Origin of the sequence: Burkholderia pyrrocinia, assembly GCF_018417535.1 — a bacterium.
Lineage (GTDB): Bacteria > Pseudomonadota > Gammaproteobacteria > Burkholderiales > Burkholderiaceae > Burkholderia > Burkholderia pyrrocinia_E.
In genome coordinates this window covers 2,629,752-2,655,704 of sequence record NZ_CP070978.1, presented here as the reverse complement: position 1 = coordinate 2,655,704, position 25,953 = coordinate 2,629,752, and the positions used below count along the sequence as shown (strand labels likewise).

21 protein-coding genes and 1 pseudogene are annotated in these 25,953 nt (G+C 62.4%); 7 read left to right on the top strand and 15 right to left on the bottom strand.

Annotated features, from left to right (window positions below; all coding sequences use genetic code 11):
• Nucleotides 1-75: 75 nt before the first annotated feature.
• From JYG32_RS30080 to JYG32_RS30070, 3 genes are read right to left on the bottom strand one after another with little or no spacing between them, the layout of a single operon-like run.
• Complete coding sequence (locus JYG32_RS30080; RefSeq protein ID WP_249744722.1) at nucleotides 76-834, bottom strand: hypothetical protein; 759 nt, start codon at nucleotides 832-834, stop codon at nucleotides 76-78.
• Nucleotides 827-3,157 carry a M23 family metallopeptidase gene (locus tag JYG32_RS39180; RefSeq protein ID WP_249744720.1) on the bottom strand — a complete coding sequence of 777 codons (2,331 nt, stop codon included), beginning with the start codon at nucleotides 3,155-3,157 and terminating at the stop codon, nucleotides 827-829. The genes JYG32_RS30080 and JYG32_RS39180 overlap by 8 nt, the downstream gene beginning before the upstream one ends.
• A 5-nt stretch (nucleotides 3,158-3,162) precedes the next feature.
• On the bottom strand, nucleotides 3,163-5,514 hold the full coding sequence (locus tag JYG32_RS30070; protein ID WP_213267508.1) for a type VI secretion system Vgr family protein: 2,352 nt from the start codon (nucleotides 5,512-5,514) through the stop codon (nucleotides 3,163-3,165).
• Between the two features lie 423 nt (nucleotides 5,515-5,937).
• Between JYG32_RS30070 and JYG32_RS39625 the strand changes: the two are divergent.
• Nucleotides 5,938-6,102: pseudogene (locus JYG32_RS39625) on the top strand (galactosyl transferase GMA12/MNN10 domain protein); the annotation flags it as partial.
• Between the two features lie 53 nt (nucleotides 6,103-6,155).
• Here JYG32_RS39625 and JYG32_RS39620 read toward each other — a convergent pair.
• From JYG32_RS39620 to JYG32_RS30055, 3 genes are read right to left on the bottom strand one after another with little or no spacing between them, the layout of a single operon-like run.
• A complete protein-coding gene (locus JYG32_RS39620; RefSeq protein ID WP_349631819.1) occupies nucleotides 6,156-6,278 on the bottom strand; it encodes a PAAR domain-containing protein in 123 nt (40 codons plus the stop codon).
• 43 nt (nucleotides 6,279-6,321) lie between these two features.
• The gene (locus JYG32_RS30060) at nucleotides 6,322-6,786 is read right to left on the bottom strand and encodes a hypothetical protein (protein WP_213266019.1); all 465 of its coding nucleotides are present in this window, start codon (nucleotides 6,784-6,786) and stop codon (nucleotides 6,322-6,324) included.
• Nucleotides 6,787-6,789: 3 nt separating this feature from the next.
• Complete coding sequence (locus JYG32_RS30055; protein WP_213266018.1) at nucleotides 6,790-9,144, bottom strand: M23 family metallopeptidase; 2,355 nt, start codon at nucleotides 9,142-9,144, stop codon at nucleotides 6,790-6,792.
• Between the two features lie 721 nt (nucleotides 9,145-9,865).
• Here JYG32_RS30055 and JYG32_RS39170 point away from each other — a divergent pair.
• The 4 genes from JYG32_RS39170 to JYG32_RS39155 are packed head-to-tail and all read left to right on the top strand — an operon-like array spanning nucleotide 9,866 to nucleotide 11,194.
• Nucleotides 9,866-10,261, top strand: coding sequence for a hypothetical protein (locus JYG32_RS39170; RefSeq protein ID WP_249744716.1), 396 nt, complete (start codon nucleotides 9,866-9,868; stop codon nucleotides 10,259-10,261).
• A complete protein-coding gene (locus tag JYG32_RS39165; protein ID WP_249744712.1) occupies nucleotides 10,174-10,800 on the top strand; it encodes a hypothetical protein in 627 nt (208 codons plus the stop codon). The genes JYG32_RS39170 and JYG32_RS39165 overlap by 88 nt, the downstream gene beginning before the upstream one ends.
• The gene (locus tag JYG32_RS39160; protein WP_249744710.1) at nucleotides 10,776-10,952 is read left to right on the top strand and encodes a hypothetical protein; all 177 of its coding nucleotides are present in this window, start codon (nucleotides 10,776-10,778) and stop codon (nucleotides 10,950-10,952) included. Before JYG32_RS39165 ends, JYG32_RS39160 begins: the two co-directional genes overlap by 25 nt.
• The gene (locus JYG32_RS39155; protein ID WP_249744707.1) at nucleotides 10,937-11,194 is read left to right on the top strand and encodes a hypothetical protein; all 258 of its coding nucleotides are present in this window, start codon (nucleotides 10,937-10,939) and stop codon (nucleotides 11,192-11,194) included. The genes JYG32_RS39160 and JYG32_RS39155 overlap by 16 nt, the downstream gene beginning before the upstream one ends.
• A 75-nt stretch (nucleotides 11,195-11,269) precedes the next feature.
• Here JYG32_RS39155 and JYG32_RS30045 read toward each other — a convergent pair whose 3' ends face one another.
• From JYG32_RS30045 to JYG32_RS30020, 6 genes are all read right to left on the bottom strand, one after another.
• Entirely contained in the window at nucleotides 11,270-13,384 is a 2,115-nt protein-coding gene (locus JYG32_RS30045) for a phosphocholine-specific phospholipase C (RefSeq protein WP_213266017.1), read from the bottom strand.
• A 42-nt stretch (nucleotides 13,385-13,426) separates the two neighbouring features.
• Nucleotides 13,427-13,630, bottom strand: coding sequence for a hypothetical protein (locus tag JYG32_RS30040; RefSeq protein WP_174381138.1), 204 nt, complete (start codon nucleotides 13,628-13,630; stop codon nucleotides 13,427-13,429).
• A 323-nt stretch (nucleotides 13,631-13,953) separates the two neighbouring features.
• On the bottom strand, nucleotides 13,954-15,951 hold the full coding sequence (locus tag JYG32_RS30035) for an acetyl/propionyl/methylcrotonyl-CoA carboxylase subunit alpha (RefSeq protein WP_213266016.1): 1,998 nt from the start codon (nucleotides 15,949-15,951) through the stop codon (nucleotides 13,954-13,956).
• A gap of 36 nt (nucleotides 15,952-15,987) precedes the next feature.
• The gene (locus JYG32_RS30030) at nucleotides 15,988-16,773 is read right to left on the bottom strand and encodes an enoyl-CoA hydratase/isomerase family protein (protein ID WP_174381140.1); all 786 of its coding nucleotides are present in this window, start codon (nucleotides 16,771-16,773) and stop codon (nucleotides 15,988-15,990) included.
• Between the two features lie 17 nt (nucleotides 16,774-16,790).
• Nucleotides 16,791-18,398, bottom strand: coding sequence for a carboxyl transferase domain-containing protein (locus JYG32_RS30025; RefSeq protein WP_174381141.1), 1,608 nt, complete (start codon nucleotides 18,396-18,398; stop codon nucleotides 16,791-16,793).
• Between the two features lie 31 nt (nucleotides 18,399-18,429).
• Entirely contained in the window at nucleotides 18,430-19,611 is a 1,182-nt protein-coding gene (locus tag JYG32_RS30020) for an isovaleryl-CoA dehydrogenase (RefSeq protein WP_174381142.1), read from the bottom strand.
• 170 nt (nucleotides 19,612-19,781) lie between these two features.
• Here JYG32_RS30020 and JYG32_RS30015 point away from each other — a divergent pair, with 170 nt between their 5' ends.
• Nucleotides 19,782-20,528 (top strand): TetR/AcrR family transcriptional regulator, encoded by a 747-nt coding sequence (locus tag JYG32_RS30015; RefSeq protein ID WP_174381143.1) that lies wholly within the window; start codon nucleotides 19,782-19,784, stop codon nucleotides 20,526-20,528.
• A gap of 54 nt (nucleotides 20,529-20,582) precedes the next feature.
• Here the strand turns inward: JYG32_RS30015 and JYG32_RS30010 are convergent, their stop codons facing one another.
• On the bottom strand, nucleotides 20,583-21,017 hold the full coding sequence (locus tag JYG32_RS30010) for a hypothetical protein (protein WP_213266015.1): 435 nt from the start codon (nucleotides 21,015-21,017) through the stop codon (nucleotides 20,583-20,585).
• 412 nt (nucleotides 21,018-21,429) lie between these two features.
• Here JYG32_RS30010 and JYG32_RS30005 point away from each other — a divergent pair, with 412 nt between their 5' ends.
• Nucleotides 21,430-23,607 (top strand): TonB-dependent siderophore receptor, encoded by a 2,178-nt coding sequence (locus JYG32_RS30005; protein WP_213266014.1) that lies wholly within the window; start codon nucleotides 21,430-21,432, stop codon nucleotides 23,605-23,607.
• Between the two features lie 72 nt (nucleotides 23,608-23,679).
• On the opposite strand, the gene JYG32_RS30000 is transcribed toward JYG32_RS30005, so the two are convergent.
• Both JYG32_RS30000 and manD read right to left on the bottom strand, forming a co-directional pair.
• Nucleotides 23,680-24,711, bottom strand: coding sequence for a Zn-dependent oxidoreductase (locus tag JYG32_RS30000; RefSeq protein WP_213266013.1), 1,032 nt, complete (start codon nucleotides 24,709-24,711; stop codon nucleotides 23,680-23,682).
• Between the two features lie 29 nt (nucleotides 24,712-24,740).
• On the bottom strand, nucleotides 24,741-25,949 hold the full coding sequence (gene manD, locus JYG32_RS29995; RefSeq protein ID WP_213266012.1) for a D-mannonate dehydratase ManD: 1,209 nt from the start codon (nucleotides 25,947-25,949) through the stop codon (nucleotides 24,741-24,743).
• Between the last annotated feature and the right edge of the window lie 4 nt (nucleotides 25,950-25,953).

The following is a 25,953-nucleotide window of genomic DNA, read 5'->3' as shown; positions in this document are numbered from 1 at the left end:
TCCGGTAGAAATATGGACTATTAATCATCATCTTCGGTAATATTTGGCACATAAAACAAATTTTCTCCACAAAAATCACTTACTTCGCAACGGGGAAGTTGGATACTTTTTCGCAAGCGCCTTACGAATCGATTCAGCATCTTTATAACGCGCATGCGTTGATCGCCCATCGCGAAAACCACATTCACATTGATCTAAGAAAGGTGCACTGGCATCACTTTGCAGCCCAGCAAAGACAACCCCCGTTCGAGGATCACCAGTCAGTTTGTAGATATGACCGTCGTAATATTCCCCACCGTAGTCGTAGTGATTAAGAGGTGTACGCACCAAAACAACAACCTCCTTATTTTTCAGATCATGATCCGCATTCACGAAAAATACAGTAGAAACTTCCGGGACCCCATCATCTTTCACATAACGATCAAATAGCACGTCATGCCATATGTGGCTTTCGTCATAAAATAGCAGATGAGCATCAAGCATGTAGGGTCTATTATCTTCAGCATAACCCGGCACGTTAGACGTATTCATCAAAAAATAAATATACACTCCTTTCATCGCTGGACCAGCATCGATGATTGGCAGCTGCAATTTATGACTCTCGTCAGTGCGATTATTTATTGCATCCTGAACGACGATCGGAACGCCGGTCGCGTGCGACAAAGGCACAAATAGCAAAAAAAATGTCACCAGCGATATACTTAACAAAAAATCTCGCCGATTATCCATAACAGTTAATTTCCATGCCCCCAAAAAAAATTCCCCGGCATCTTTAAATTTCAGACACCAATCAAGCTCAATACCTTTAAAGTAGCGAAAATGGCAATCATTCACCGTCTTGACGCTTTAAAGTGTTTTCCACCGGAAAATCCGATGCATCATTAAGGATAAAATAGGTATATCGAAAGAACTGCTGACGTGCGGGCAATCCACCCGCGCCTCCCACCAAGCCAAAGCATGCATTGACATCACGATCATTCGCCCCCTTGTCAGCCTTTCTGTCAATGCTAGTCTTAGCCCAGAAATAGCCAGCAGAATCTGCTGCCACTTCCGCATCGCTTTGAAGAAGAAGTGGATTAGGATCACTCGTAAAATCCTTGGAGCGATATTCGCTATACTCGCGATAACCTTTTCTCCAAGTTAAATGAATTAACCCACGACCACAGAAACGAGGGCCATCGCCTAACTGTGTATTCTCACCAGCAACCGCCTTATTATGAACTTCTCCTGGTCGCTGAGCTATGTACGTTGCCCGGTCCCGGCCCTTTAAAAATCCAAGCCTATCCAGCCACGCGTTCTTATGATCAAAATCGTAGGCCGCATCACTCGCGGAATAGTTTTCGTACATTTTACGAAAATAATTCGTGTCGCCGTTTTCCCTTGTCGAACATAGAGCCCCTGTTTCTTTGAATACCTGGCCGAGAAAATGTGCTTTCCGAAGGCTGCTGCCAAATCCATATTTACGATATAGACGATTGAGCGCCAACCACATCCGTTGGGGCAATTGCCCCCGAGCATCGTCATTTCCCTCTGAAAATCGTCTTCTACTCTCTTCCCATGAGATATGCCCACCGGCATCAGATATTGAATTACGAGGTAGCAATTGAGTCTGCTCCCGCAAGGTCAACCAGCCGCATCTTCTGAAATGCCGAATGAACGCAAGCGGATGGAAAAACCACAGATTCTGCCCTGCCGGAAGCCCCGTTTTGTTCCAAAACTGAACTTCCTTCATATACTTCATGAAATCGTTGTAGCCCTTGTCATTGCCGTGGTAGTAGCCGCCTTCGTCGAGCAGTCTCGCAAAACGTTCCTCATTGCCTGTACTGTCCCATTCACTCGGCGCATTGCAGACAAGGCCACACAATTGCTGGCGCACCAGCGCGTTACCTTTTACATAGGCCGAGAGCGCATTCGTTTTGTGGGCTTCCGGCGTTTCCCCTTCCGCCGCGGGCGTTTCATGGTCCGCGCCATCCTTCAGCAGCTTCTTCAGCGCGTCTATGTCGCACAACCCATCGCTGCCGAACGGGGTATTGCCCTCGCTGACCTTCTGCCAACCCATAAAAGGCAGGAAGTCCGCATCGGAGAATTTCTGGATACTTGAATCATTGATATCAACGTAACCGGACTTGTCTGCTGCCCAGTTGACCCGCATCCAGGTCACGCGGGCATCGGCCGCCAGGGTTTGGGACGGAGACAAGATGCGTCCAAACCGAAGCAACTCGTAACCGTCGCTCGGACATGACGAATAAAGCGCCGTAGCACGCTTGTATAGATCGTATTCGTAGTCCTTTTCCTCGACGGGCCGTGGCGTGAGCAGCGTGCGTGTGCCGTCTTGCGCAACACTCCAGACATTGGTGTATTTCGAACCGAGGCTGAAGTACGTCTCGACAAGCAACGGCAGGGCATTCGAGCCCTCGTGACCTGGCTTGAATGCGACTCCGTGTAACTTGTTGTGGGCATCGGCCTTTTCAGGCAGGCGGCAAAACTGGCTGCCTGCTGGAATGACGAAGTACGCATGCCCCCACCAGTCCGTTCCTGTAGAAGGAGTAGGTGTGCTTTTGCCGAGTTGTGTATGCCCAAAATAGGCGTCGAAATCCTCCGGCAACATGAAGATTTCGAAGTGCAAATGAGGCATCCCCTGATACCACCCGAGCCACCCCAGTAGATCCTTGCGCTTGACTGTTAGACGGCCCTTCTGATCTTCGTTCCCGGATTTCGCCGGCGTCACCTGCCCTTTGCTCACCTCGCCAGTCGGCCGCCGCAGGAACTCGTAAGGCAGCTCTTTAGAAGCCGCACCGTGCTCCTGGTATTCCACCAACGGCAACAAATGCATGTAAAGAGAATAGAACGTCAGCGCACGGCCTTCGCCAGTCTCGGTTGTATGTTTGAGCAACACAAAGCCCGTATGGCTCTTGCCGCTGTCAACCCCATGCTGACACACCCGGTAGGCAACGACCTCGCCATCGGCGATCGCGTACACCTCGCCCTTTGTATTCGGCTGAAGATGCACACCACAATGCCAGCGCCGATCGAAGGCGATCGGATAGATGCCGTGAGCGCATTCGAACTTGTCTACTGCGTCCATCATCGGATCGGGATTCGTCCCGGTCGGGGCCGCGAGACCTGCTTCGGGCAAAAATGGCGGGCTGATGATCATGATCGTTACTGTGTGTGGCTGTATCTGGCGTTGGGCTGGTAGTCGCTCACCGGCAGTTGCGGAAGATTGACGGACGTATGGCGGGGCCCCTCAAACGTGAATGAGGCTGCCCTGATGCGGAATTCGCCGGGACAATTGAAGACAACGCTGCCGTTCTCGATGGTCATCGACGCGCCGCCGCTGGCCACCATCGCCCTTGTCTTGGCGTTCACGAGCACGTTCGCGCTGGCGCTCGACACATGCAATTGCTGGTCGGAAAAGAGATCCATGGGTGCGCCTTGTGCCTGCAACTCGATTTTCCCTTTCGAGAAAATCTTGACGCCCAGCCTGTGCGCGCACAGCGAGATCAGATCACCCGCCACCATCCGCAGTCGCTTGACGATGCTTACATCCATGTCCTGGCCTGCGGTGACGATCACGTTCTCGCCCGCCGAGTGCTGCGTCGATTTCGGTGTGACGAACGCCATGCCGCCAGGAGCGCTCGCCAGTAACCCCGCATCGCGAAGCTGATTCAGGCCATCGAGCAGTACCGCCTGCGCCGCACGGTCCGCAGGGTCGGCCTTGGCTTGCGTCGTCGCTGCCGCGAGGTCCGTTACGCGCTGCAAAGCTGCCTTGAGCTGCGCGATAGCGGCAGGCATATCGAGGTGCGGCGTCTCGGACCCGGCTGCTGCGTCCGTCGAGAAAAACAGCCCCTTCGGCGCGCGAACCGTGCCCCAGTGCTGCGTGGTCAGTTCAAAGCCCTCGCCGCGCTTGTTCTTCTCCCTGTCGACCAGATAGCCGAGGTTGAGCGACGACCGCCCGAACACCGTTGCCAGCCGAATGCCCTCGTGATTTTTCAAATCTTCGAAGCGCAGCTTGTTGCCAAGCAACGGTGAACGGAACACGGCGCGGCTATACCAGCCCACCTTGCCATGCACCGGATCCCGGCGGGCGTAGTCATGAAGCGCCCCGGCAATCAGTAACCGATCGCAATTGCCTTGCGTCGGGACAATACGCACCTCCGTTCTTGGCAATAGGGGTATGTGCAGGCCGCCCTGATACGACGCAGACGTGCGCAGCAGGCGCAACGGCATGCTGTTCGTTCCACGCTTGCCGCTGTGCCGGGAGAACAGGAACTTGACTCGGTAGCGGCCGTATTCGTCCATCCACGCGTACGGTTCATCATCGCCCGACTCGATCACGCCGGTCAGCATGCCGGTGATCCATCGCCAGTGCTTTTCGGGCACATATTCCGGCCGGTAGGTCTGGTGCGCGGGGATCGCTTCGAACGTGTTGGTCACCGACCGGCTGCGACTGCCGGTCGTGACGAGCTTCGTGATCACGATCCCGTGTGGCGCTTCGGGCACCACGTCATTGGCGATCTGCACCACCATGCCGGGCGTCATGCCAATCACGTTACTCGTTCCCGCGAGACGCATCTGCCGCGTGAGCAGTTCGTCACGCCGCGCGTCAGCCAACGCCTGCCCCTCCGCGACCGAATGGAAGTGCTCGATGCTGCGGTTCACGCTCCCATAGACTGAGCGGTCGTCGTGGGCCACGACCGATTCGACCTGCAACGGATCGTCGGGAGTGCGATAGTTGTGATCCCATTCGCGTATCGTCTGCGGCACCAGCGCGCGCGTGGTTTCCAACGTCAGGATCGCCTCGTGCCACCCCATCAGACCAGAGTGCGGCAGCAACGGCACTTCGAGCGCACGCACATAGCCTCGCGCCGTATTGCCGAACACTAGCGTATCGCGTTGCGGGCCGTCTTCTTTCGTCGCCTGTTTGAAGTAGTAATAGACCCCGGCGCGGCGGCAATGCCGGTCGATAAAATTCGCGACCGTCTCTTCGTACATCACGGTTTGTTCGAACTTTCCGTCAAGCCCTTCCAGTTCAAACTCGATATCGAAGGACTCGAACAGATCGCGATCGACGATCACGTCGGCGAGCAACTCGCGCAAGGATCGGTCGAGAAACACGGCCGAGTCATGCACCGACTCGAGCAGCGCGAAGCGCGGCTTCAGATGCAGTCGATAGGTTGCCTCGTCACGCGTGGTCTTGATCCGCGTCCATTGCGTGACGATACCGTGCACGGTGCGTGCGGTGTGACGCACGGGGTCGATTAACCCCGGCAGGGACGGCACCGATGCATGCTCGTCGATCATGAAGATCGCCGGCCGCCCAACGCAGGCCGCGCCCTCGATATGCTTGTCCGCAGACGTAACCGTGATATCGGCTAGAAATGGCGTGTTCATCGCCTCCGTGAGCGTGAATTCGAACACGGAGAGTGCAGAGGCAAGCGTCGCGATTTCGAGATGAAGAGACTGGGTAACGATCGCGCTCGGGTGTTTGAGCACATCCTGAATGGTTTGCATGGTCACCGTTGCATGATGGGTTACATACATCGGCACGCCCATTCGCTATAACCTCAGGAATACGATGCCGGCAGATTTTCCTGAGTTAAGCAAATCGTCACAACAAAATCCATGAGACGAATACGAAATTTTCAGTAATGGAAATCAAATCCGCGAAACGGTTATGCGATACTCCGGCGACCAGCTACGCCACCGGAGTTGTCGGGGGTGTCGGCACTCTGACGGACAAGAAACGACCTCGCTGCAACGCTATTGGAAAAAGAGGCTGACGGAATGGAACGCGACGCCGCGCAAGCCTTCCGGGCAATCCATGACGAACCGAGGTGGCACGCACGGAAAAACATGCCCGGCCGCGACTCGGCGCTGAAAAAGCACCCCGTGTATCACTCGTCGTCACCCACGTCCCGAGCGTCGGAGCACACGATGATCGTCCTCAGCCATTTCAGTCACGACGCGCCAGCCAGCCTCGGGAATCACCAGCAGTATGCGCAGGCGCACGGGTATCGTCACGAGTTCGTCGACGCGTCCGCGATGCCGCAGGCGCTGCCATTGCGGCCGCTGCATCGCTACGAGTCGCTGCTCCATGTAACCGCTTGTGGTCGCGGATCGGGAAACTTGTCCGCGCCCCCGTCAATGACGGTCTAGTCGTGCAGGTCGCAGGTCGCGTCGTCGCCCCTGCGGGCAAACGGCCTGCCCATGAATTCGGTCCAGGGCGAGACGCTTGTGACTTCGCCGCCGTATTCGAGTTTTTCGCCTTTGTGAATCGGCGATTTCGCATTCGTGTCGTCGATTAAAATAACCCACCCATCATCTTTCTATCGGCAACCTAGTGATGCACCTCTTAGGGACATTTTTATCCCAATAAGTACTAACCAGGTATCTCCTCTTTTTATCTACCCTAAGGTTAGCAAACTCGTCCCCACATGACGGGAATCTCTCCACAAACTCATTAAACAATGGGGAAAATGTGAAAACCCTATCGACTTCGTATGTCCCCTTTCCATCGTCTGTATGTGACACCAAAAAACCAAGTCTCCCGCTAAAATCATAACTCCCGATCTCGATACTCGATGGGTTTTCCGTATCGAGACCCACCTCTCCCTGCCTAATCCCATTCTTTCCGGATAGCCTCCAAACCAAATTTAGGCCTTTGATTTCCACTACAGCCACGACACCTTGGGACGGAGCAAAAGTTTTTGAAATATCAGCAGCACATGTCAAGAAAGATATAGTGAGTGCCGCCACAGTCACAATAATTTTGACAATCTTCACAGATCACTCCGGCCTAAGCATGTTTGCCAAAACTGCTTTTTTTGGACGAGGAGAATTAATCAATACTTCCCCAACAGCGTCAACCCCATCACCCAAGACGCGCATTATAAATACCGAGTACGCCTGTCTCTCGTAGTACCCGTTTCCACCACCATTAACGAGCCGATTCACAAAATCCACACTCGAAGCAGAAAATTCCCTGTCGACAACTCTATTAATATTCAATCCCTGAGAAAATGATTTTGATACCCAATAAAAGCCACCAGAGTCACATGCATAGTCAGCATTCTCCGCGACAATATCCGGGTCGTAACGCGGCGACCAGAGCATCAAATGCCCACCGTCATTCGGATTCACTGAGTAGTGCTGCGAGATCGCAGTGATACGGTGACGCGAACCAGGCAACCGCTCAACGTAAGAGCCAGTAGCGTTGTCAGAAATAGCTCGATACTTCCCATATGCCTCAAAGTTAGCGGCCCATGTAAGTTGCATAATCCCACGCCCGTAAAATGGGCCATAGTATTGCGTCGCCGGATTGGTAGAAGAATATTGACCGAAACCCCATTCATGCATAAGACGCCTTATGCCACCAAAATCGCGCCATTGGGCCGTCTCCAATACCACTTGCGCCAAAAACATGGCAATTCTCTTTGAGTCGCTACCTATATACTTCCTAAGGCAATTATTGAGCACCAACATGTGATTTTTTACACGTCGACGAGCAATTGCTAGCGTTACCCGATAAATATCGTTATTGGTTGCAATAGCCCTCCGAGGGCTACCACTTTCCGTATAGAACGGATAGCGAGGAAACGTAGCCGCTAGTTCGTCGTTGGTTAGCCATCCACACCGCCTGAAGTGCCGAATGAACGCCAGCGGATGGAAAAACCACAGCTTCTGTCCTGCCGGAAGCCTCGTTTTGTTCCAAAACTGAACTTCCTTCAGATACTTCATGAAATCGTTGTAGCCCGTGTCATTGCCGTGGTAGTAGCCTCCCTCATCGAGCAGTCCCGCGAAGCGTTCCTCGTTGTTTGTACTATCCCATTCACTCGGCGCATTGCAGATAAGGCCACACAATTGCTGGCGCACCAGCGCGTTACCTTTTACATAGGCCGAGAGTGCATTCGTTTTGTGGGCTTCCGGCGTTTCCCCTTCGGCCGCGGGCGTTGCATGGTCCGCGCCATCCTTCAGCAGCTTCTTCAGCGCGTCTACGTCGCACAACCCATCGCTGCCGAACGGGGTATTGTCCTCGCTGACTTTCTGCCAGCCCATAAAAGACAGGAAGTCCGCATCGGAGAATTTCTGGATGCTTGAATCATTGATATCAACGTAGCCGGCCTTGTCTGCTGCCCAGTTGACCCGCATCCAGGTCACGCGGGCATCGGCCGCCAGGGTTTGGGATGGAGACAAGATGCGTCCAAACCGAAGCAACTCGTAACCGTCGCTCGGACATGACGAATAAAGCGCCGTAGCACGCTTGTATAGATCGTATTCGTAGTCCTTTTCCTCGACGGGCCGTGGCGTGAGCAGCGTGCGTGTGCCGTCTTGCGCAACACTCCAGACATTGGTGTATTTCGAACCGAGGCTGAAGTACGTCTCGACAAGCAACGGCAGGGCATTCGAGCCCTCGTGACCTGGCTTGAATGCGACTCCGTGTAACTTGTTGTGGGCATCGGCCTTTTCAGGCAGACGGCGAAACTGGCTGCCTGCTGGAATGACAAAGTACGCATGCCCCCACCAGTCCGTTTCAGTAGGAGCAGGAGGGGTAGGCGTGCTGTTACCCAGTTGCGTATGCCCGAAATAAGCATCGAAATCTGCCGGCAACATGAAGATTTCGAAATGCAAATGCGGCATGCCTTCATATTTTCCAAGCCACCCCAGCACGTCCTTGCGCCGGACCTTCTTGCCCTCACCCGAGACCGCCGGCGTCACCTGTCCCTTGCTCACCGGGCCAGTCGGCATGCGCAGGAACTCGGGCATCTCCTTAGCGTCCGCACGGTGCTCCCGGTATTCCACCAATGGCAACAGATGCATGTAGAGCGAATAGAACGTCAGCGCACGGCCTTCGCCAGTCTCGGTTGTATGTTTGAGCAACACAAAGCCGGTATGGCTCGTGCCGCTGTCAACCCCATGCTGACACACCCGGTAGGCAACGACCTCGCCATCGGCGATCGCATACACCTCGCCCTTTGTATTCGGCTGAAGATGCACACCACAATGCCAGCGCCGATCGAAGGCGATCGGATAGATGCCGTGAGCGCATTCGAACTTGTCTACTGCGTCCATCATCGGATCGGGATTCGTCCCGGTCGGGGCCGCGAGACCTGCTTCGGGCAAAAATGGCGGGCTGATGATCATGATCGTTACTGTGTGTGGCTGTATCTGGCGTTGGGCTGGTAGTCGCTCACCGGCAATTGCGGAAGATTGACGGACGTATGGCGGGGCCCCTCAAACGTGAATGAGGCTGCCCTGATGCGGAATTCGCCGGGACAATTGAAGACAACGCCGCCGTTCTCGATGGTCATCGACGCACCGCCGCTGGCCACCATCTCCCTTGTTCGACCACGGAGAGCGCAGAGGCAAGCGTCGCGATTTCGAGATGAAGTGACTGGGTAACGATCGCGCTCGGGTGTTTGAGCACATCCTGAATGGTTCGCATGGTCACCGTTGCATGATGAGTTACATACATCGGCATGCCCATTCGCTATAACCTCAGGAATGCGATGCCGGCAGATTTTCCCGAGTTAAGCAAATCGTCACAACAAAATCCATGAGACGAATACGAAATTGTCGATAATGAAAATTAAATCCCCGAAACGGTTATGCGATACTCCGGCGACCAGCTGCGCCACCGGAGTTGTCGGGGGTGTCGGCACTCAAACGGACAAGAAACGACTGCGCCGCAACGCAATTGGAAAAAAGCCGACAGAATGGAACTCGACGCCGCGCCAGTCCTCCGGACCCTCGATGACGAACAGAGGCGGTACGCATGGAAAAGCGTGCCCGGCCGCGATTCGGCGCTGAAAAACACCGCGCGGCTCACTCGCCATCGCCCCCTTCCCGATCTTCGGAGCGCACGTTGATCGTCCTCAGCCATTTCAGTCACGACGCGCCGGCCAGCCTCGAGAATCACCGGCAGTACGCGCACGCGCACGGGTATCGTCACGAGATCGTCGATGCGTCGGCGATGCCGCAGGCGCTGCCGTTACGGCCGCTGCATCGCTACGAATCGCTGCTCCATGTGCTGCGCGGCGCGCAGCCCGACGAACTCGTGCTGCTCCTCAGCGAAGACGCGGCGATCATCGAACCCATCGCGCTGGATCGCCTGATGACCGGGCGCGACATGCTGTTCTCGACGCGTTCGCCGCCCCGCTGCCGCAAGTCGACGTGCAGGTCTGGCGCAACACGGCGGCCGTGCGGGCGATCGCGATGCGGCTCGTGCAGCGGTGCAAGCTCGGCAGCGAGCCGCGGCTGACGTCGGAAGCCGCGCTGTTCGCGGATCTCGACACGCATCCCTACATGACGCAGATCGACGGGCTGTATCCGGTCATGCCGACCAGCCCCGACCTCGATCACATGTGGAGCCGCGAACCGACGTTCGCGATCGGCATCGACGACACGCCGCACGATCCCGAGCGGAAAGGCGCGACGCCCCGTTTCCGCGACACGCTCGTCGCGTACGTCAATCGATGCCGTGCCGCCGGCCGGCCGATGTTCTCGTTTGATCACGACGCAGCCGATGCGCCGGACGAATCCGCCGAGCGCAGCACCTACAATCCCGGCTGCCCGATTGCGCTGATGACGCTTTACACGCCGAACATCGGCAGCTATGCGCACATCGCCGAACGGAATTTCCGGCGCTACTGCGACGCGCACGGCTATACGCTCCACGTGCATCGGGACATTCCCGCCGAGATCGGACTGAACGCGACCGGCAACTGGTTCAAGCCCTGGCTGCTGCATGCGTACCGCAGCACCATGAATGGGTCGTGTGGCTCGACGCCGACGTGCTGATCGCGGATCAGCAGAATGCGCTGGAGCCGCTGCTCGAAGGGCGCGACTGGCTGCTCGCGCAGGATATCGGCCAGTGGGCGTTCAACTCGGGCGTGATGGCGTTCCGGCGTTCCGGCGCACCGAACGCAACGACGCGATGCTGCGCGACATGATGGCGACGATCGCCGCGCTGCAGGACAGGTCGAGCGTCTATGCCAGCGATGGCGACCAGGTGCATTTCATTCGCGCGATGGAGCGCGACGGGCAGTTGCACGGCGAAGGCGTGGCCGATCTCGTCAGCTTCAACACGCCCTGGCTGTTTCGCCGCGCGGACAGCTACATCGTGCATTACTACGGCATGTGGTCCGCGATGCGTGCGCTGATGATGGCGCACGACGACGGGCTGCTGCCCTGACGCCACCTCTGCAACATCGACATCGCCAGCGCGTGTGCCGGCCGGATTCAACCGGCCGGCACACGCCGGTTGCCGTCAGATCGCCGTCATCGTCGGCGCCACCGCGGCCGGATCGGTGATGCTGGCCTTGCCGGTTTCGACGTGCCCCGCGATGCGGCGCGTCCAGCCCACATTCCCCGCGATCGCGAACTGCAGGTCGTACCAGTGGCTGCTGCACGACAGGTCCCAGTGCGCTTCGACGCGCTGCCCCGGCGGAATCGTCAGCGTGCGCGCCGCCCCGCCGTACGCGACATCGGTCGCCGTGACCGTCAGCGCGCTGCTGCCCGCATTGGCGAACGTCACGTAGACGTCGCCGTTGGCGGCGTCATAGCACGCGGTGATTTCAGGCTTCGCGCCGGCGTCCGCGGCCGCCGATCCGGCAAAGCGCCGGAAATAGCCGTTCGGGCCCCAGACGCTCACCAGGTAGTTGCCGTTCGCGTCGAGCGCCCACGTGTCGGTCAACTGCTTGCCCGCTTCGACCGTGTAGCGGCGCGGCATCGCGGTGGGATCGCCCGTATAGACCCAGAAGTGCGCGCCTTGCGTGCCGGTATTCGCGAACGTGAGCGCATAGCCTTGCGCCTGAAGCTGGCCGGTCACATGCAATTCGTAAGGCAGCGCGCGCGCCGGCCGCGTGCCGGGCTCCTGAGCCGTCACGACCTGCTGCGCGGTGCTGGCCGGCGCGGTCTGCGACGACGCACGCGTGCATTGCAGGTCCGCCTGCGCGACATACGCCTGCGTGCTCGGCAAGGTCGGCAACGTGGCATCCGGTTTCGAGAAGTCGAGCGCCGACGTCAGGTCGCCGCAGATCGCGCGGCGCCACGGCGAGATGTTCGTTTCCGTCACGCCGAAGCGCTTCTCGATGAATTGCAGCACCGACGTGTGATCGAAGACCTGCGAGCAGACGAAGCCGCCCTTCGACCACGGCGATACGACGAACATCGGCACGCGCGGGCCGAGGCCGTACGGCAGGTTGTCGGCGGTATACGTGCCGGTCTGCGTCGCGGTCACGACGTTGTGCCGCTCGAGCGACACGTCCACGGTGCTCATGCCGGAGCCCGGCAGCGTCGGCGCCTGCGGCGGCACGACATGGTCGAAGAAACCGTCGTTCTCGTCGTACATGACGAGCAGCACGGTCTTGCTCCACACGTCCGGATTGGACGTCAGCGCATCGAGGATCGTCGACAGGTAGTAGGCGCCATACAGCGGCGTGAACTTCGGATGTTCCGAATACGCGGCGGGCGGCAGCAGCCACGATACCTGCGGCAGCGCGTTCGCCTGCACGTCGGCTTTCAGTTGCGTAATCGGGCGCGTGCTCATCCCGCGCGTCTGCAGCGACGAACCGGCCGGCGCATTCACGAAGTTGTTGAAGCACGCCAGCATGTTCGTGCCGTAGTTGCCGGTGAAATTGTCGAACCCGGTACCCTGCTGGTAGACCTGCCACGAGATGCCGGCCTGTTCGAGCCGCTCCGGGTAGGTCTTCCAGCTGAAGGGCGGCAGCTGGATCTTGTCGAACTGGTTGTCGATGTAGTCGGTGTTGTCGAGCAGCGGGCCGCCGCCCGTGCCGAGCGGATCGACCATGCCCGTCATCAGGTACATGCGGTTCGGGTGCGTGTTGCCCGGAATCGAGCAGAAGTAGTTGTCGCACACCGTGAACGCATCCGCGAGCGCGTAATGGAACGGGATGTCGTCGCGGACGTGGCAACCCATCGTCATGTTGGTCTTCTGCACCGCCCATTGGTCCGCGCGGCCGTTGTCGATCGCGCCGTGCGTCGTCGCCCACGTATGCGGCAGGCCGCCGATGCACTGCGCGTTGACGCCCGGGTTGGTCGTGTCATAGCGGAACGGCGCGATCACGCTCGTCTTGTCCTCCTGCCGCGGCTGGAACCAGACCGGCTTGCCGTTCGGCAGCGTGACCGGGAAGCGGTCGTTGTAGCCGCGCACGCCGCTCAGGTGCCCGAGGTAGTGGTCGAACGAGCGGTTTTCCTGCATGAACACGACGATGTGCTGGACATCCTGGATCGTGCCCGTCACGGTATTCGGCTCGATCGCGAGCGCCTTGCGGATCGATTCGGGAAGCAGTGCGGTGGCGGCGGTCGCGCCGGCGAGGCCGGCGGAGAACTTCAGAAAATCGCGTCGCGAATGGGTGGCCATGCTGGTTGCTCTTGATTGGATTTCTGGTTGGAACGACCGGTATCAGGAAGCGGGCGAGGATGCGGGCGCGGTGAATCCCGGCGGGCAGCGCATCTGCGCGGTGGCGACAACGCCGCCGCCGCATGCCGCCTTCTGCTGCGCGACGGGCGCGGGGTCTGCATTCAGGTCGTCGCCGCAGGCGCTGAGGAGTGCTATCAGCGCGACCAGACCGACGACCGCGAAGGGCCGCAGGGCCGACGTTCGCATAACGTATCTCCGTGGAAGTGATGACGTGACACGGACGCGAACCCGCGTCGGTCATATCGACGCCGAGATGCTAAGTCGGACTTGTTACACGACGGTGTCGCGTGGAGATGGACGTGCGGCGGGAAGGTGTGGCGCGGCAGGCCGCGCGTTCCGAGGAAGAACGGGTTTCGTCGGCAAAAAACGTAAGGCGTTCGAAAGATTTTCGCAGTGCCGGCGTATCGATGCCATCGAAGCGGTGCTGTCGCAACCACCGGCGTGCGGCGATTCGCGATGCGGTTTCCGCGGGCCGGCAGCCGCCGGCCCGCGCACAGCGAAAGCCTCGATCAGCCTTCCGCCATCATCAGCAACTGCGCGCCATCCGCGACCTGGTCGCCGACGCCGTACAGCACCTCCGCGACGACGCCCGCGCTCGGCGCGCCGATCGTGTGCTCCATCTTCATCGCTTCCATCACGATCAGCGGCGTGCCGGCTTCGACCTTCTGGCCGGGTTCGACCAGCACCGCGATCACCTTGCCGGGCATCGGCGCGGTCAGGCGGCCGCCGCCGTGCTCGGTGTCGCCCGCATGCGCGAGCAGGTTGCGCCATTCGAACGTCTCGGCCGCGCCCTGCGTGAATACATGGAACGAGTCGCCGTCCGCATACACGCGGCCGCTGCTGCGCACGCCGTCGAGCGTCACGTCGAAATCGAGCGGCGTTGCGCCGCGCGTCCATGCGAACGGCTGCGCGGCCGTGTCGCCGGCCGCGATGCGCGCAACGGCGCCGTCGTCTTCGTACGCGACCGTCACGTCCGCTTCGCGGTCAACCGCGCGCCATTCGAGCGTGCGGCGATAGCCGCCGTTCAATCGCCAGTCCGGCAGCGCGCCCCACGGCGACGCACCCGGTGCGGCCGCGCCGCGTTCGCGCGCGAGCAGCGCCGCGCAAGCGAGCGCGAGCGTCGCGCGCGGCGGCTGTTGCGGGGCGAACAGCGCATCGTGGTTGCGCTCGATCAGGCCCGTGTCGAGATCGGCCGTCGCGAACGGCTCGCACGCGACGATCCGCTGCAGGAACGCGGCGTTCGTGTGCAGGCCGACCACCTCGCACGCGCGCAGCGCGCGCAGCATCAGGCCCAGCGCTTCCGCGCGATCCGCGCCATGAACGATCAGCTTCGCGATCATCGGATCGTAGAACGGCGTGATCGCATCGCCTTCGCGCACGCCGCTGTCGACACGCACCGCAGCGCCGATGTCGAACTCGACGCCTTCCGGCAGTCGCAGGTGCTTCAGCGTGCCCGTGGACGGCAGGAAGCCGCGCGCGGGATTCTCCGCGTAAAGACGCGCCTCGAGCGCGTGACCGTGCACGCGCAGTTCGCCCTGCTTCAGCGGCAGCGGCTCGCCGGACGTGACGCGCAGTTGCCATTCGACCAGATCGAGCCCGGTGACCATCTCGGTGACCGGATGCTCGACCTGCAGGCGCGTGTTCATTTCCATGAAGTAGAACGCGTCGCCCGTCATGATGAATTCGACGGTGCCCGCGCCGACATAACGAACCGCGCGCGCGGCCGCGACGGCCGCCTCGCCCATCGCACGGCGCAGGTCGTCGGGCAGGCCCGGCGCCGGCGCTTCCTCGAGCACCTTCTGGTGACGGCGTTGCACCGAGCAGTCGCGGTCGAACAGGTACACGGTATTGCCGTGCGTGTCGCCGAACACCTGCACCTCGACGTGGCGCGGGCGCGTCAGGTATTTCTCGATCAGCACGCGGTCGTTGCCGAAGCTGCTCGCGGCCTCGCGCTGGCACGACGCGAGCGCGGCCGGGAAATCGTCGGAGCGCTCGACTACGCGCATCCCCTTGCCGCCACCGCCCGCGCTGGCCTTCAGCAGCACCGGATAGCCGATCGCGTCGGCTTCGCGATGCAGGTTGCCCGCGTCCTGGTCGTCGCCGTGATAGCCGGGCACGAGCGGCACGGCGGCCGCGTGCATCAGCGCCTTCGCGGCGGCCTTCGACCCCATCGCCGCGATCGCGTCGACCGGCGGCCCGATGAAGGCAATACCAGCCGCTTCGCACGCATGCGCGAAATCTTCGTTCTCCGACAGGAAGCCGTAGCCCGGGTGGATCGCCTGCGCGCCGGTCGCGCGCGCGGCTTCGATGATGCGCTCGATGCGCAGATAGCTGTCCGCGGCTGCCGAGCCGCCGATATGCACGGCTTCGTCGCAGGCGGCCACGTGCTTCGCGTTCGCATCGGCGTCGGAATAAACGGCGACGCTCGCGATCCCGAGACGTTTGCACGTCGCGGCGACGCGGCACGCGATTTCGCCGCGGTTGGCGATCAGAATCTTGTCGAACATGGCTTCGGTGTCGTCCGGAGAGTGTGGGTCACGCGATCATTCACGCCACGACGGCGTGCGTTTCTCGAGGAAGGCCGCGATCCCTTCGCGCGCTTCCGCGCCTGCGCGGGTGCGCGCGATCCAGTCGGCGGTCTGCTCGATCAGCGTCGCGTCGAGCGTGCGGCCGGCCACGTCGGCGACGAGCCGCTTGCACGCACGTACCGCGTCGGGACCGTTCGCGACGAGCGTCGCGGCCAGCTTCGCGACCGTTTCGTCGAGCGCGTCGGCCGGCACCGCGTCGTGAATGAAGCCGAGCGATGCGGCGCGCACGCTGTCGAATACCTCGGCCGTCGTGAAGTAACGGCGCGCGGCGCGCTCGCCCATCGCGCGCACGACGTACGGCGCGATCGTCGCGGGAATCAGCCCGAGCCGCGCTTCGGACAGGCAGAATTTCACGCCGTCGGCGGCGATCGCGATATCGGCCGCCGCGACGAGGCCCACGCCGCCCGCGTACGCATCGCCATGCACGCGCGCGATCACCGGCTTGCCGCAGCGATGGATCGCCTCGAGCATCCGCGCGAGCTTGCGCGCATCGGCACGGTTCTCGTCGTCCGAGTAACCGGCCATCTTCTTCATCCAGTTCAGGTCCGCGCCCGCGCAGAACGCGGTGCCTTCCGCCGCGAGCACGATCGCGCGCACGCCTTCGTGCGCATCGAGCCATTCGAACGCGGTAGTCAGCTCGGCGATCGTCGTCTCGTTGAACGCGTTGCGCACGTCGGGACGCGCGAGCGTGACGGTCGCCACGCGGTTTGCTTCGGCTACCTTGATGGTTTCGTATCGCATCGTCCGCTCCTTGCCCATTACATCCGGAACACGCCGAAGCGCGTATCGTCGATCGGCGCGTTCATCGACGCGGCAAGACCGAGCCCGAGCACGTCGCGCGTCTGCGCGGGATCGATCACGCCGTCGTCCCACAGCCGCGCGCTCGCGTAATACGGATGGCCCTGGCGCTCGTACTGATCGCGAATCGGCTGCTTGAACGCTTCCTCTTCGTCGGTCGACCATGCGCCGCCCTTCGCCTCGATGCCGTCGCGACGCACGGTCGCGAGCACCGACGCGGCCTGCTCGCCGCCCATCACCGAGATGCGCGCGTTCGGCCACATCCACAGGAAGCGCGGCCCGAATGCGCGGCCGCACATCCCGTAGTTGCCGGCGCCGAACGAACCGCCGATGATCACCGTGAACTTCGGCACCTTCGCGTTCGACACGGCCGTCACCATCTTCGCGCCATGCCGCGCGATGCCTTCGTTCTCGTACTTGCGCCCGACCATGAAGCCCGTGATGTTCTGCAGGAACACGAGCGGGATCTTGCGCTGGCAGCACAGCTCGATGAAATGCGCGCCCTTCACGGCCGATTCGGAGAACAGGATGCCGTTGTTCGCGACGATCCCGACCGGATGGCCCCAGATGTGCGCGAAGCCGGTAACGAGCGTCGTGCCGTAGCGTGCCTTGAATTCGTCGAACTCGGAATCGTCGACGATGCGCGCGATCACCTCGCGCACGTCGAACGGCTTGCGCGTATCGACGGGAATCACGCCGTACAGGCTCTTCGCGTCGAAGCGCGGCGGCTTCGGCTCGCGCAGCGCCACCGGCGACGCGATCTTCGGTGCGAGATGATCGACGATGTTGCGCGCGATCGACAGCGCATGCGCGTCGTTCTGCGCGAGATGGTCGGCCACGCCCGACAGGCGCGTGTGCACGTCGCCGCCGCCGAGATCCTCGGCGCTCACTTCCTCGCCGGTCGCGGCCTTCACGAGCGGCGGCCCGCCGAGGAAAATCGTGCCCTGGTCCTTCACGATGATCGACTCGTCGCTCATCGCGGGCACGTACGCGCCGCCCGCCGTGCACGAGCCCATCACGACCGCGATCTGCGCGATCCCCGCCGCCGACATCGTCGCCTGGTTGAAGAAGATGCGGCCGAAGTGGTCGCGATCGGGGAATACGTCGTCCTGGTTCGGCAGGTTCGCGCCGCCCGAATCGACGAGGTACACGCACGGCAGCCGGTTTTCCGCGGCGATTTCCTGCGCACGCACGTGCTTCTTCACGGTGACCGGGTAGTAGGTGCCGCCCTTGACCGTCGCGTCGTTGCACACGATCACGCACTCGCGGCCCGCGATCCGGCCGATCCCGGTGATGACGCCCGCGCCCGGCGCGTCGTCGTTGTACATGCCGTTCGCCGCGAGCTGCGACAGCTCGAGGAACGGCGCGCCCGGATCGAGCAGTTGCGCGATGCGGTCGCGCGGCAGCAGCTTGCCGCGCGACAGGTGCTTGTCGCGCGCGGCCTGGCCGCCGCCCTGCGCGAGCTGTTCGATCTTCGCGCGCAGGTCGGCGACGACCGCCTCGAGCGCCGCGGCGTTCGCGCGGAAGTCTTCCGAACGCGGGTTCAGTTTGGATTCGATGATCGGCATCGACGGGGCTCCGTTCGCGTGTCGTGGGGCGTTACATCGTTTCCGCGAACAGCTCGCGGCCGATCAGCATCCGGCGGATCTCGCTCGTGCCGGCGCCGATTTCATAGAGCTTCGCATCGCGCCACAGGCGGCCGACCGGGTATTCGTTGATGTAGCCGTTGCCGCCGAGGATCTGGATCGCCTCGCCGGCCATCCACGTCGCCTTCTCGGCCGTATAGAGGATCACCCCCGCGCAGTCCTTGCGCACCTGGCGGATGTGATCGCTGCCCGCCGAGTCGAGATGGCGGCCGACCGCGTACAGGTACGCGCGGCATGCCTGGAACGTGGTGTACATGTCGGCCACCTTGCCCTGGATCAACTGGAACTCGCCGATCGACTGGCCGAACTGCTTGCGGTCGTGGATATACGGCACCACGGCATCGAGGCACGCGGCCATGATGCCCGTCGGGCCGCCCGACAGCACCGCGCGCTCGTAGTCGAGGCCGCTCATCAGCACCTTCACGCCGCCGTTGAGCTGGCCGAGGATGTTCTCTTCCGGCACCTCGACGTCCTGGAACACCAGCTCGCCCGTGTGCGAGCCGCGCATGCCGAGCTTGTCGAGCTTCTGCGCAACCGAGAAGCCCTTCATCCCCTTCTCGACGATGAACGCGGTGATGCCGCGCGAATTGGCTTCGACGTCCGTCTTCGCGTAGACGACGAGCGTGTCGCAATCGGGGCCGTTGGTGATCCACATCTTCGTGCCGTTCAGCACGTAGCGGTCGCCGCGCTTGTCGGCGCGCAGCTTCATGCTGACGACGTCGGAGCCGGCGTTCGGTTCGCTCATCGCGAGCGCGCCGATGTGTTCGCCCGACACGAGCTTCGGCAGGTATTTCTGTTTCTGCGCGTCGGTGCCGTTGCGGTGGATCTGGTTCACGCACAGGTTCGAGTGCGCGCCGTACGACAGGCCGATCGACGCCGATGCGCGCGAGATCTCTTCCATCGCGACCATGTGCGCGGTGTAGCCCATGTTCGCGCCGCCGTATTCTTCGGCCACCGTCATGCCGAGCACGCCGAGATCGCCGAACTTCTTCCACAGATCCATCGGAAACTGGTCGGTGCGGTCGACTTCCGCCGCGCGCGGCGCGATTTCCTTCGCCGCGAACGTCGCGACGGCGTCGCGCAGCATCTCGATGTCTTCACCGAGCATGAATTGCACGCCGGGCAGGTTGATCATGTCTCCTCCGTCTCCAGAAAGTGTGTCGCACGCACCGATTTCTGAGTTTCGCTCAAATCGAATGAATGCGTCGATTCATTGACCAATACAGCGGAAATTTTGCACAGTTTCGCGCCTCGTCGGCTTCGGCGTCAATAGTTTTTTGAGTGACACTCAGATATCATGCCGACATGACATCCGCTACCGCCGACACCATGACCGCCACCGTCAAAGCCGACCGCGCCGACACGCCGCGCGCGCCCGCCGGGCGCAAATCCCAGCAGCGCGTGCAGGACATCCTGCGCGCCGGTCGTGAAGTGTTTGCCGAAAAAGGTTACGAACATGCGACGGCCGCCGAGATCGCGCAGCGCGTCGGGGTATCCGAGGCGACGGTGTTCAGCTACTTCCGCGGCAAGCGCGAGCTGTGCGCGCGTGTCATCGCGGATTGGTACGACGAAATCATCGCCGCGTTCGAGCACGGGATGCCGCAGGATGCGTCGGTGCAGCAGCAGTTCGCGTTCATCGTGCGCACCCACCTGCGGCTGATGCTCGTGAACGGCACGGGGCTGTGCGCGCTGGTGCTGTCGGAAGGCCGTGCGAAACAGCATGCGCTGAGCGACGAGCTCACCGCGCTGCAGCGCCGCTATACGGCGCCGCTGATGGACGTGCTCGCGCGCGGCCAGGCGGCCGGGCAGGTCCGTGCGGACTTGCCGCTGAGCCTGCTGCGCTCGATGGTGTTCGGGCCGATCGAGCACGTGCTGTGGGATGCGATCCTCGGGCACCGCAAGCTCGATACGGAAACGACGGCCACGCAGCTGGTCGACATGCTGTGGGCCGCCGTGCAGCCGCCCGCGCCGGAGCAGGCGGCGCTGGTGCGCTTCAGGAACGAAGTCGCGGAAGCGGTGCGGCGGCTGGAAGGCGAAAGCACGCGCGCGTGATGTGCGGCGGCGGGGCCTTGCCGCTGCCCCTGCATGACCGCCGCGGCGCGTCGGTCAGTTGGCGAGACGGCAGTGCGCCAGCTTCAGCCCCGGCAACACGGGCGCATCGATATAGCCTTCGTTCACGCAACTGAACCGGAAATTCGCGGACGCCGTGAACGGCTTGATCTCGCCGCCGGGGAATTTCGGTTTCAGCGCATCCTGGTCGGCCACGTCGAAATGCGTGTCGAACTGCTCGCCGTCCGTCGTCAGCGCGCCGAAGTACGTGCCGCCCGGATCGCTGCCCATCCGGATCACGGCGCCGACGAACGCGAGGCGCTTGCCGTCGTACTTCGTCTTCGCGGCGGCCATGTCCTGCGTATAGGCCTCGATCACGGCGCCGTAATGCGCGTCGATTGCGGGTTCGGCGCAGGCGTTCCGGTGAACGCCCGCCAGCATCGCGCACGCCGCAAGCGCGGCCGCCGCGAACGGCGCGGAAATTTTCTTCATGGGTGGTCTCCCGTCAGGCTTGGTGGTTGAAGTGATTGAAGACGGTGCTGCGCCGGCTGCGCGGCACAACGCCGAATAAATTCGCTTCCGTTGTTTAATCGTTCGAATGGCGGAACACGGCTGCGATCACTTCACCACCCGCATGGTCGAGTGCGGTGCGTAGCGTCGCGCTGAACGCGACGTGACAGGAAGATGACATGGTGCGGCCCCCGGCTCTCATTGAATTTCACTGCGTCTGATTTTGGCCGCTACGGTAGCAGACGGCCGACGGCCCGGCAACCAAGGCCCGCTCGCTGTCGACCACCTCCTTCAATTGCAAATGATTCTCATTACATATATCATGCGCGTCCCGGTTGCAGCGCAGTGCTGCGGCCCGCGACCCGATCCTTAGTACTCCATCCCGCATCGATTCATGCCATCCCGTCGAACGCCCCGCCGCGCCCGGACCCTTCGTCCCTGGCGTACAAGCCTGCCTGCCCTGCTCACCCTTTGCGTCGCAAGCGGCGCGCATGCCGATGGCGCCGAACGCGCGGAGACCTGGCCCGCCGCATCCGCATCGACAACGCCCGCCGAACACGAACTGCCGGCGATCAGCGTCAACGCATCGGCGGCCGTCGACCCCACGATCGGCTATCAGCCGCGCACCAGCAGCATCGCCGGTGGCAGCGATCGCCCGCTCAAGGAGATTCCGCAATCGGTCGCGATAGTCAGCAGCAGCGTGATGCAGGACCAGCAGGCGCGCTCGCTCGACGACGTGCTGGGCAACATCAGCGGCGTCACGCAGACGAACACGCTCGGCGGCACGCGCGACGCGTTCACCAAGCGCGGCTTCGGGTCGAACAACGACGGCTCCGTGCTCGTCGACGGCGTGCGCACGCCGGTACTGCACAGCTATCTCGCGACGATCGACCGCGTCGAAGTGCTGAAGGGCCCCGCATCGCTGCTGTACGGGATGCAGGACCCGGGCGGCGTGATCAACCTCGTCACGCGCAAGCCGGAAGACGCGTTCGGCGGCTCGATCTCCGCGTCGCGCACGAGCCACGGCGGCAGCAGCGCGCTGTTCGACCTCACGGGCCCGCTCGGCAGGCCGGGCCAGGTCGCGGGCGGCACGCTCGCGTTCCGGCTGACCGGCGAATACGATACGAGCCGCTACTGGCGCAGCTTCGGCCGCCAACGCGACGCGCTGATCGCGCCCGCGCTGTCGTGGCACGACGCGAGCACGTCGATCGACGTCAGCTACCAGTACGTCGACTACACGACGCCGTTCGATCGCGGCACCGTGCTCGTAAACGGCCAGCTCGACGATGCGCTGCGCTACCGCCGCTACGAGGAAGCGTGGTCGCAAAGCAGCGGCATCCAGGAAACACTGCGTGCGCGCATCGAGCACCGCTTCTCCGACGCGTGGCGCGTGCGTGCGACCTACGGCTGGGGCCGCGACCGCTACGGCCAAACCATCACGCGCGCCACCGCGTTCAACAGCAGGACCGGCGCGCTGACGCGCTCGTCCGATGCGAACCTCGGGCGCAACGACTCCGACCAGATCGCGACGCTCGGCCTGCTCGGCAACGTCACGCTTGCCGGGATGAACCACGCGATCTACGTCGGCGGCGAATACGAGCGGCAGCGCAGCTTCCGGGGCGACACGATCCGCGGCAAGGCGACGACGGGCTTCAATCTCTACGATCCCGTGTACGGCCTGCTCGCGCCGGGCGGCACACCCAACCCGAAGCAAAGCGATTCGCGCTCGGTGGTGCATGCGTACTCGATGGTCGTGCAGGACTCGGTGAAGCTCACCGATCGTCTCACCGCGGTCGGCGGGCTGCGCTGGGAAAACTGGCAGCAGGAATCTGGGATGGGCCGGCCGTTCGTGTTCGCCGACCGCTCGCGCGGCAATGTCTGGCTGCCGCAGTTCGGGCTCGCGTATGCGCTTACGCCCGCGCTGACCGCGTATGCGAACGTGAGCCGCTCGTTCAAGCCGAACGTCGCAACGAATGTCGCCGCGCCGCTCGCGCCGGAATACGGCCGCGTGCTCGAGGCCGGACTGAAGTTCAGCGTGAAGCCCGCGATCACGGGCACTCTCGCGGTCTACCAGATCGACAAGCGCAACGTCGCGGTCACGAACGGCGACATCACGTCGACGATCGGCACCGCGCGCTCGCGCGGGATCGAACTCGACGTCGCGGGGCAGATCACGCGCCACCTGAGCGTGATCGGCAGCTATGCGTACACGAACGCGACCGATCGCGACAGCAACACGCCGCTCGTCAACGTCGCGCGCCACACGGGCAGCCTGTTCGCGGTGTACGACACGGCCATCGCGAACCTGCCCGGCCGCTGGCGCTTCGGCGGCGGCGCGCGCCTTGTCGGCACACGCTCCGGCGACACCGCGAACAGCTTCACGCTGCCCGGCTACGTGACCGTCGACGCGTTCGCGGCCTACGAAACGACGATCGGCAAGTTCCCGACGCGCTTCCAGCTCAACGTGAAGAACCTGCTCGACAAGACCTACTACCCGTCGAGCAACAACAACCTGATCATCGCGGTCGGCGAGCCGCGACTCGTCACGCTGACGACGACGGTGTCGTTCTGACGAACGATCGCGCCGGGCGGCCGGGGCGACGCGCCACGCGCGACACGCCCCGGCCGTCGACACGAACCGGTATCAGCCGCCCGCGAAATCGAGCAGGATCTTGCAGCTTTCCGCGGGATTGCGCTCGGCCATCTCGAACGCCTGCGCGACATCGCGAAAGCCCACCTTGTGCGTGACGATGTGCTCGGGCTGGATCAGCCCGCGGCCGATCCAGTCGATCACCTGCGGGAACATCGCGCAGTTGAGCCGCGACGCGGCCAGCGTCAGCTCCTTCTTGGTCAGCTCTGCCTGCACGATCGCGGACGGCTCCGACGAAAACCCGAGCACGCCGATCCGGCCCGCCGGCGCGGCGATCCTCACGGCCTCCTCGAGAATCGGCGGATGGCAGACCGCATCGAAGATCAGCGTCGGGCCGCCGTCGACGCCGCGCTGTTGCAGCGCATCGGGCAGCGACTCGACGCTCGTGTTGATGATCTCGTCCTCCGCCGCGCCGCACTTGCGCGCGAGCTGCAGGCGCGCGTCGAGCCGGTCGGTGATGAACGCGCGGATGCCGTACACGCGCTTGAGCACCTGCAGGATCGTCAGCCCGACGGTGCCGGCGCCGTAGATCAGTGCGACGTCGCCCGGCAGCACGCCGGTGCGCGACGTCGCGTTCGCGGCCACCGCGAACGGCTCGACGATCGCCGCGCACGTATCGGCAATCTCGTCCGGAATCCGGTACGCATTGCCGGCCGGCACGCACGTGTACTGGCTGAAGCCGCCGTCGCGATGCACGCCGAGCACGGTCAGGTGCCGGCACACATTACGCCGGCCGATCGTGCACGCATGACAATGCCCGCAACTGATCACCGGATCGACCGCGACGGTCTCGCCGAGCCGCGCGGCGTCGACGCCTTCGCCGACCGACTCGATCGTGCCGACGAATTCGTGGCCGATGATGCGCGGGTACGACACGAACGGATTCTTGCCGTGAAAGATGTGCAGGTCCGACCCGCAGATGCCCGCATAGCGCACCTTCACGCGCACTTCGCCGGCGGCGGGCGCGGGCAGCGGCACCTCGCGCACGCTCATGCTGTTCGGACGATCGACAACGACGCTCAACATTTCGGTTCTCTCCTTCTGATCTTCGCCGCTCACCAGTTCCACATCGAACCGTCGCGCAGCCGGGCGACCGGCAGGTACGCGCGCTCGTACGGGTACTTCTCGGCCAGCGTCTCGTCGATGTCGACGCCGAGGCCCGGCACGTCGTCCATCACGAGATAGCCGTCCTCGAAGCGGTAGCTGTGCGGAAACACTTCGTCGGTCAGCGGGCTGTGCGGCATCAGTTCCTGGATGCCGAAGTTCGGCGCCCACAGCCCGAAGTTCACGGCCGCCGCCATGCAGACGGGCGACAGGTCGGTCGCACCATGGAAGCCGGTGCGCACCTGGTACATCGCCGCGTAGTCGGCAATGCGCCGCACGTGCGTGATCCCGCCCGCGTGCACGATCGTCGCGCGGATGTAGTCGATCAGCTGGTCGCGAATCAGGTCCTTGCAGTCCCAGATCGAGTTGAACACCTCGCCGACCGCGAGCGGCGTCGTCGTGTGCTGGCGGATCAGGCTGAACGCGTCCTGGTTCTCGGCGGGCGTCGCGTCCTCGAGCCAGAACAGGCGATGCGGTTCGAGATCGCGGCCGAGCCGCGCGGCCTCGATCGGCGTGAGCCGGTGATGCGCGTCGTGCAGCAGGTGCGGCGCATCGCCGACCGCGTCGCGCACCTTGCGGAACAGTTCCGGCGTATGGCGCAGGTAGAGCGCGGTGTCCCACGGTTCCTCGGGCGGCAGCCCCTTCTCGGCCGGCTCGTACGCACCGGCCGTCTTGCCGACGCCATACACCTTGTCGAGCCCCGGCACGCCCGACTGCACGCGGATCGCACGGTAGCCGGCCTCGATGTGTTCGCGTACCGCGTCGACCGCTTCCTCGTGATCCCGCCCGTTCGCGTGGCCGTACACCATCAGGCCGTCGCGGCTCTTGCCGCCGAGCAGCTGATAGACGGGCATCCCCGCGAGCTTGCCCTTGATGTCCCACAACGCCATGTCGATCGCGGCGATCGCCGTCATCGTCACGGGCCCGCGCCGCCAGTACGCGCCGCGGTACAGGTATTGCCAGATGTCCTCGATGTTGCGCGGATCGCGGCCGACGAGGCACGGGAACACATGGTCTTCCAGATACGCGCGCACCGCGAGCTCGCGCCCGTTGAGCGTCGCGTCGCCGAGGCCGTAGACGCCTTCGTCGGTCACGATCTTCACCGTCACGAAGTTCCGGCCCGGACACGTGACGATGGTCTGCAAGCGTTCGATTTTCACTGCG

Bases quoted from the DNA above. Each gene is read 5' to 3' on its own strand.
- JYG32_RS39180 (WP_249744720.1), bottom strand. From the start codon at position 3,157: ATGATCATCAGCCCGCCATTTTTGCCCGAAGCAGGTCTCGCGGCCCCG.
- JYG32_RS30070 (WP_213267508.1), bottom strand. From the start codon at position 5,514: ATGCAAACCATTCAGGATGTGCTCAAACACCCGAGCGCGATCGTTACC.
- JYG32_RS30055 (WP_213266018.1), bottom strand. From the start codon at position 9,144: ATGATCATCAGCCCGCCATTTTTGCCCGAAGCAGGTCTCGCGGCCCCG.
- JYG32_RS39155 (WP_249744707.1), top strand. From the start codon at position 10,937: ATGCTGCGCGACATGATGGCGACGATCGCCGCGCTGCAGGACAGGTCG.
- JYG32_RS30045 (WP_213266017.1), bottom strand. From the start codon at position 13,384: ATGGCCACCCATTCGCGACGCGATTTTCTGAAGTTCTCCGCCGGCCTC.
- JYG32_RS30040 (WP_174381138.1), bottom strand. From the start codon at position 13,630: ATGCGAACGTCGGCCCTGCGGCCCTTCGCGGTCGTCGGTCTGGTCGCG.
- JYG32_RS30035 (WP_213266016.1), bottom strand. From the start codon at position 15,951: ATGTTCGACAAGATTCTGATCGCCAACCGCGGCGAAATCGCGTGCCGC.
- JYG32_RS30030 (WP_174381140.1), bottom strand. From the start codon at position 16,773: ATGCGATACGAAACCATCAAGGTAGCCGAAGCAAACCGCGTGGCGACC.
- JYG32_RS30025 (WP_174381141.1), bottom strand. From the start codon at position 18,398: ATGCCGATCATCGAATCCAAACTGAACCCGCGTTCGGAAGACTTCCGC.
- JYG32_RS30020 (WP_174381142.1), bottom strand. From the start codon at position 19,611: ATGATCAACCTGCCCGGCGTGCAATTCATGCTCGGTGAAGACATCGAG.
- JYG32_RS30015 (WP_174381143.1), top strand. From the start codon at position 19,782: ATGACATCCGCTACCGCCGACACCATGACCGCCACCGTCAAAGCCGAC.
- JYG32_RS30010 (WP_213266015.1), bottom strand. From the start codon at position 21,017: ATGAAGAAAATTTCCGCGCCGTTCGCGGCGGCCGCGCTTGCGGCGTGC.
- JYG32_RS30005 (WP_213266014.1), top strand. From the start codon at position 21,430: ATGCCATCCCGTCGAACGCCCCGCCGCGCCCGGACCCTTCGTCCCTGG.
- JYG32_RS30000 (WP_213266013.1), bottom strand. From the start codon at position 24,711: ATGTTGAGCGTCGTTGTCGATCGTCCGAACAGCATGAGCGTGCGCGAG.